This window comes from Candidatus Endomicrobiellum pyrsonymphae, assembly GCF_020328025.1.
Taxonomy (GTDB): Bacteria; Elusimicrobiota; Endomicrobiia; order Endomicrobiales; family Endomicrobiaceae; genus Endomicrobiellum; species Endomicrobiellum pyrsonymphae.
Map to the genome: position 1 here is coordinate 1 of NZ_JAIXMZ010000073.1, position 5563 is coordinate 5563.

6 protein-coding genes are annotated in these 5563 nt (G+C 36.0%); 3 read left to right on the forward strand and 3 right to left on the reverse strand.

The genetic code is table 11. The features are described 5' to 3' along the window. Window positions 1-299 precede the first annotated feature (299 nt). Both hydE and mnmA read left to right on the forward strand, forming a co-directional pair. Window positions 300-1346 (forward strand): [FeFe] hydrogenase H-cluster radical SAM maturase HydE, encoded by a 1047-nt coding sequence (gene hydE, locus LE180_RS05885; RefSeq protein ID WP_374134528.1) that lies wholly within the window; start codon window positions 300-302, stop codon window positions 1344-1346. Next, window positions 1343-2413, forward strand: a complete 1071-nt coding sequence (gene mnmA, locus LE180_RS05890; protein ID WP_374134529.1) for a tRNA 2-thiouridine(34) synthase MnmA — start codon at window positions 1343-1345, stop codon at window positions 2411-2413. The genes hydE and mnmA overlap by 4 nt, the downstream gene beginning before the upstream one ends. Before the next feature lie 72 nt (window positions 2414-2485). Here the strand turns inward: mnmA and LE180_RS05895 are convergent, their stop codons facing one another. The 3 genes from LE180_RS05895 to LE180_RS05905 all read right to left on the reverse strand — a co-directional run bounded on the left by LE180_RS05895 (window position 2486) and on the right by LE180_RS05905 (window position 4945). Further along, window positions 2486-2650, reverse strand: a complete 165-nt coding sequence (locus LE180_RS05895) for a hypothetical protein (protein ID WP_374134530.1) — start codon at window positions 2648-2650, stop codon at window positions 2486-2488. A gap of 521 nt (window positions 2651-3171) precedes the next feature. After that, the gene (locus LE180_RS05900) at window positions 3172-3516 is read right to left on the reverse strand and encodes a P-II family nitrogen regulator (protein WP_374134531.1); all 345 of its coding nucleotides are present in this window, start codon (window positions 3514-3516) and stop codon (window positions 3172-3174) included. 196 nt (window positions 3517-3712) lie between these two features. Then, window positions 3713-4945, reverse strand: coding sequence for an ammonium transporter (locus LE180_RS05905; RefSeq protein WP_374134532.1), 1233 nt, complete (start codon window positions 4943-4945; stop codon window positions 3713-3715). 314 nt (window positions 4946-5259) lie between these two features. Here LE180_RS05905 and LE180_RS05910 point away from each other — a divergent pair, with 314 nt between their 5' ends. Further along, on the forward strand, window positions 5260-5496 hold the full coding sequence (locus LE180_RS05910) for a hypothetical protein (RefSeq protein WP_374134533.1): 237 nt from the start codon (window positions 5260-5262) through the stop codon (window positions 5494-5496). Window positions 5497-5563 lie beyond the last annotated feature (67 nt).

A 5563-nucleotide genomic window follows, 5' to 3' on the forward strand; every position in this document is an offset into this window, starting at 1 on the left:
AAGCTGACATATGTTCAACATCAATATTTGCATCTGTTGATGTATATTTTGGATGCACAACATTACCACCTGCTACTAAAAAGAGAGTAGGTTGTGTATGCCGCCGAATCCGACTATTCGATGATGTAGCAGATTAAATTTAATTAGCATAGGGTTTTTGTGAAATTTCTGTGAGAAGATAGAAAATTTCCTATAAAATGTGGTAGAAAGCACTTACTAAAAAAGGAAAATCAAATATTCATAATAAAAATACGAGGAGAGATGTATGAAAGTCAGCTATTTTTTGGTACAATGCCAACATGAATAGAGATATTGATTCCATATTAGAGAAAGCGGTTCAATCTCATAATCTAAACGAAAAAGAGATTTTATATCTTCTTAAAACAAAAGACGAAAAAAAACTATTTAACACTGCAAATGAAACGCGTAAAAAATACGTCGGCGATGAAGTACACCTGCGAGCGCTCGTCGAGTTTTCAAATTACTGTAAACAAAATTGCCTTTACTGCGGATTAAGAAGAGATAATTCCAAAGTAAAAAGATATCGTATAGACCCTCAATACATTATAGAACTGGCAAAAAAAGCAAAAAGTTACGGTTATAAAACTATTGTTTTACAATCAGGTGAAGATTCTTATTATACAGTAGAAAGAATGGCAAGAATCATATCCCATATAAAAGATTTAGATATTGCGTTGACATTAAGTATTGGCGAAAAAACCTTTGAAGAATATAAAACATACCGCGACGCTGGCGCAGACAGATATTTATTAAGAATTGAAACGACAGACGAAAATCTTTATGCCAAGCTCAATCCCGGAATGAGTTTAAAAAATAGAATGCAGTGTATTGAAAATATAAAGAATCTTGGCTATGAAGTCGGTTCCGGAATAATAGTGGGTCTCCCGGGACAAACACTGGAAAGTATTGCAAAGGATATTATTTATCTTAAATCAATTCCCGTTGACATGGCTGGAATCGGACCGTTTATTTATCATCCAAATACTTCGATTGAAAATATTGAAGGTAATTTTTTTAATCTATCACTCAAAATTATGGCTGTTTTGCGTTTGATTCTGCCTGACATTAATATACCTGCAACAACCGCGATGGAAACGTTAAATCCCAACGGACGTTTGATTGCTTTACAGAGTGGCGCAAATGTAGTGATGCCAAATGCTACCGAAACAATTTATAGAAGGCATTATGAAATATATCCCGGAAAAATTTGTTTGGGTGATTCGCCTGCTCATTGCAGAGGTTGTATTGAAAATAAGATTAAATCTATAAACAGATACGTATCTAGTGGAAAGGGATTTCATATAAGGCAAGGGTTTAATAAATGAAAATATTGGTTGGACTAAGCGGCGGAGTAGATTCTGCAGTTGCGGCTTATTTATTAAAAAAACAAGGACATGAAGTTACAGGCGCTATGATGTCTATATGGGATGGTTCTATACCTACGCCCAAAACTAAGGACGCAAGCGCGTGTCTTGGACCTGAAGACAAAGATATCGAAGTAACTCATAAAGTAGCAGAGTTCCTCAAAATACCGCTACACATATTAGATTGCCGCGAAGAATACAAAAAAGTTGTTATTGAAAGCTTTAGAAATGAATATAAAGAAGGTCGGACACCAAACCCTTGCGTATGGTGTAATGCTTATATTAAATTCGGCGTTTTGCCTGCCACGGCAAAAAAAATAGGACTTGTTTTTGACAAATTTGCTACAGGACATTATGCTAATATAAGTTTTAACGATTCTTTAAACATGTATCAGTTGCGCAAAGCTATCGATCAGAAGAAAGACCAGACTTATTTTTTATACAGACTTACGCAGAAAATTCTTTCTGAGACCATTTTCCCTCTTGGAAAATACACAAAAAATCAAATAAGAGATATCGCAAAAGAAATAGAACTTCCTGTTGCAGAAAAGCCCGATAGCCAAGATTTTTACTGTGGAGATTACAATAACATATTGCAATTCCCCACTAATCAAGGCGACATTATAGACAAAACCGGAAAAGTTCTCGGCAAACACGACGGAATTTGGAACTATACAATCGGGAAACGTAAAGGACTTGGGCTTTCAGGAGGCACAAAATATCCTTTATACGTTATAAATATTTTAGCTAAACAAAATATTATTGTAGTAGGTACAAAAGAAGATTTGTATTCTTCATCTCTTGTGACTCAAAAAGTATCGTGGGTATCTATTCCGCCGCCACAAGAGTCTATTGAAGCAACTGCAAAAATACGCCAACAACATAAATCGGCAAAAGCGCTCATTATTCCCCAAGGAATTGCTTCGGCTAAAGTAGAATTTAAAGAATCTCAAATATCAGTTACCGCAGGGCAAAGCGTGGTATTCTATAAAGACGATGTAGTTTTAGGCGGTGGAATTATAGAATAGCACATCATCCATAGTCAACTAGCTTTATGATTTTAGATTTTCATCGGGAGGGAGAAAGGTTAAAAAGTGTTGCTATTTTGAGACGTTTTTGTAGTAACAATAGTTCTTTAAATAAGAAATTCTATGTTCCACTGAAAGACCATTATGTAATTTATATTTGGGTTTGAGATCACCAAAATATCCTTCTATTTCATTTGTTGATGAAGCAATGTTTTTATCTTTAATGAAGTGAAACATATTAGCTAAAGCATTATTTATTATTGTCAGTGTTTCACACCTTTAAAATTTTGATATGTCATCTGTAAACAGTGAAACCATTTATCATATTGCTGATGCCAATGCTCGTATCTTTCTATAATGCCCGTTTGTTGCAATACCGCAAATTGTCGATGCCGTTATAGTGATCGTTACCGACAGATAACCAACGAGACATTTTAAATTTATTCTGCAATGATTTCACAACAACCTCAAGTACGCCAACAATAGAAGTAAGCACGGTAAAAAAACAACGAAAACTGTTACAAACATACCAGATTTGACCGTTACTCTTTCTATACCCTTTTCAACACCTCTTATGCCCATACCTATAGCCGAACTTGTTGCTGCAAGAACAAAACCCATTTTGATGAGAATGAATCTTTGGTGGATTTTTTAGACGTTACAGTTCCTCTTTTATACACTACAGTCAAACGATATCCCCAATAAAAAACTTCGAGAATATCGTACAAAATTAAAACATTAAACAATAAACGCCGTTATCAATTAATTGCAGCCGTACCAATCTCTTTAGTGCGAACTCTCATAACGCTGCGCAAATCATAGCTAAATATTTTTCCATCGCCTGGTTTCCCGGTATAAGCAGCTTCTTGAATTGCCTTTATTGTTTTCTTTTCCCACTCTTCGGAAGATACTATAATTTCAAATTTAATTTTTGGAAGCATTGTTATGCTAACTTCCGTTCCGCGAACAAGTTCTTTATAACCTTTCTGTTTCCCACACCCCACAACCTGCGAAACAGTAACGCCGTTAACTTCAATTTTAGTAAGAGCTTCTTTTATATCTTCAAATTTCTCTTCGCGAACAATAGCTTCTATTTTTATCATAGATATGTCCCTCCGTACATTGTTAACATCTTGGCAATTTTGCCAGTTTTGGCTTTTTGTCCGTAACTTGATATAAACTGTTTTACTTTACGATCTTGCGCTCTGTGAACTTTATAACCACGAGCCACGAATCCTTTGACAGCTTGGGATTCGTAGTCGCCTGTCAAGTTCATTAAAACTAGTTGTTATCCATTACCTAGTCTAATCCTGTAAATGACGGATATGCACTTTCGCCGTGTTCCGATATATCTAAACCAACAAGTTCTTCTTTTCTATCAACTCTAAGAGGAGTAAATATAGAAACAATTCCAGCACATAACAAAGTACCCACGGTGACCATTACAAAAGTTATAAATATTCCTTCAATCTGCGCAAAAAATTGTGAAACCTTACCGTAAATAAGTCCGGGTTGACCGCCATTAATTGCAGGATTTACAAAAACTCCCGTCAAAATTCCACCCCATATGCCTCCAATGCCATGACAACCAAAAGCGTCTAGCGCATCGTCAATTTTAAACACTCTTTTGATAAGAGCTATGCCACAGTAACATACGGGGCTTACTGTTACTCCTATAATTAAAGCAGCCCACATATCAACAAATCCTGCAGCAGGAGTAATGCCCACAAGCCCTGCAATAACACCCGTACACGCTCCAATCAAGGTAGCTTTCCCTTGCTTCATTACATCGATAAATATCCACATTAACATGCCAGCTGCCGCAGATATTGCCGTTGTCATAAACGCATGAGCGGCAAGCCCACTTGCCGCAAGAGCGCTACCCGCATTAAAACCAAACCATCCAAACAGCAAAAGCCCCATACCCAAAAATACAAACGGGACGTTATGTATTCTATACGAAATCTGCATATAGTCAACCCTTCTGCCAATTAAAATAGCAAGGATTAACCCTGTTGTGCCTGAACTTATGTGTACAACATCTCCGCCAGCAAAATCCAAAGCCCCTATTACACCACCGATAAGTCCCCCATCTCCCCATACCATGTGAGCTAATGGATAATATACAAATATTGACCATAAAGCTATAAACAAAAACAATGCTTTAAATCTCATTCTACCTGCAATAGACCCGGTAATAATTGCCGGAGTTATAAGGGCAAACATCATCTGAAATGCTATAAAAGCAAAAGTAGGTATTGACTTGGTGAGCGAATCTTTTGTTATTCCCATAAGTCCTACATTTTTAAGAGAACCTATAAAATTTAAGATATCATCTCCAAAAGACAAAGAATAGCCCACTAACATGTACAAAACTATACCCATACCCATAATGAATGCAGAGTTCATCATATTGCTTACCATATTTTTTCTGCGACCCAACCCTCCATAAAAAAGCGCAAGTCCCGGGGTCATAAGAAGAACAAGCGCAGTACAAATGATAATAAAGGACGTATCCCCTGCATCAAACATTTTATGCCTCCTCCTATTAAATTACTTAAAATACCTTAAATTCGATATTTTAGCATTACATTTTTGGTATTTTAATATTTTGTAAGGCAAAATACAATAAATTTACTATTTTTACGCATAAACACATAGACATCTGTTAAAGAGAGTATAATAATTTTTATTTACTTTGTCAAACGAATATGTGCCAAAATTTAATATTTACAAAAATTTTGCACAAACCACTTGCGTATTTTCTAGTTAAGCATTAGATCACATTGTTTGCAGAAAGACTGTCAATAATCATATACCAAAGACTTCAAAAGGAGATGGAAAAAATGAAAAACAAAGTAGTGATTAGTTTAGTTTTGGTGCTTTTATTTACAACTCAAATGTTTGCCAAAAACTGTGATAAGTGTTATAGCGTTTTGAATGAAGCAAAGCAGTGTCGCCATTTGGGTATAGCCACTAACCAATGTCGTCATGAGGACTTTATGACGTGTCCGCGCGTTGTGAAGAAATTGCTTATGAATGTGCAGATAATGAAGCGGAGCAACGAAATGGACACGTCATAAAGTCCTCATGACGACATTGGTTAGTGGCTATACCCAAATGGCGACACTGCTTTGCTTCATTCAAAAC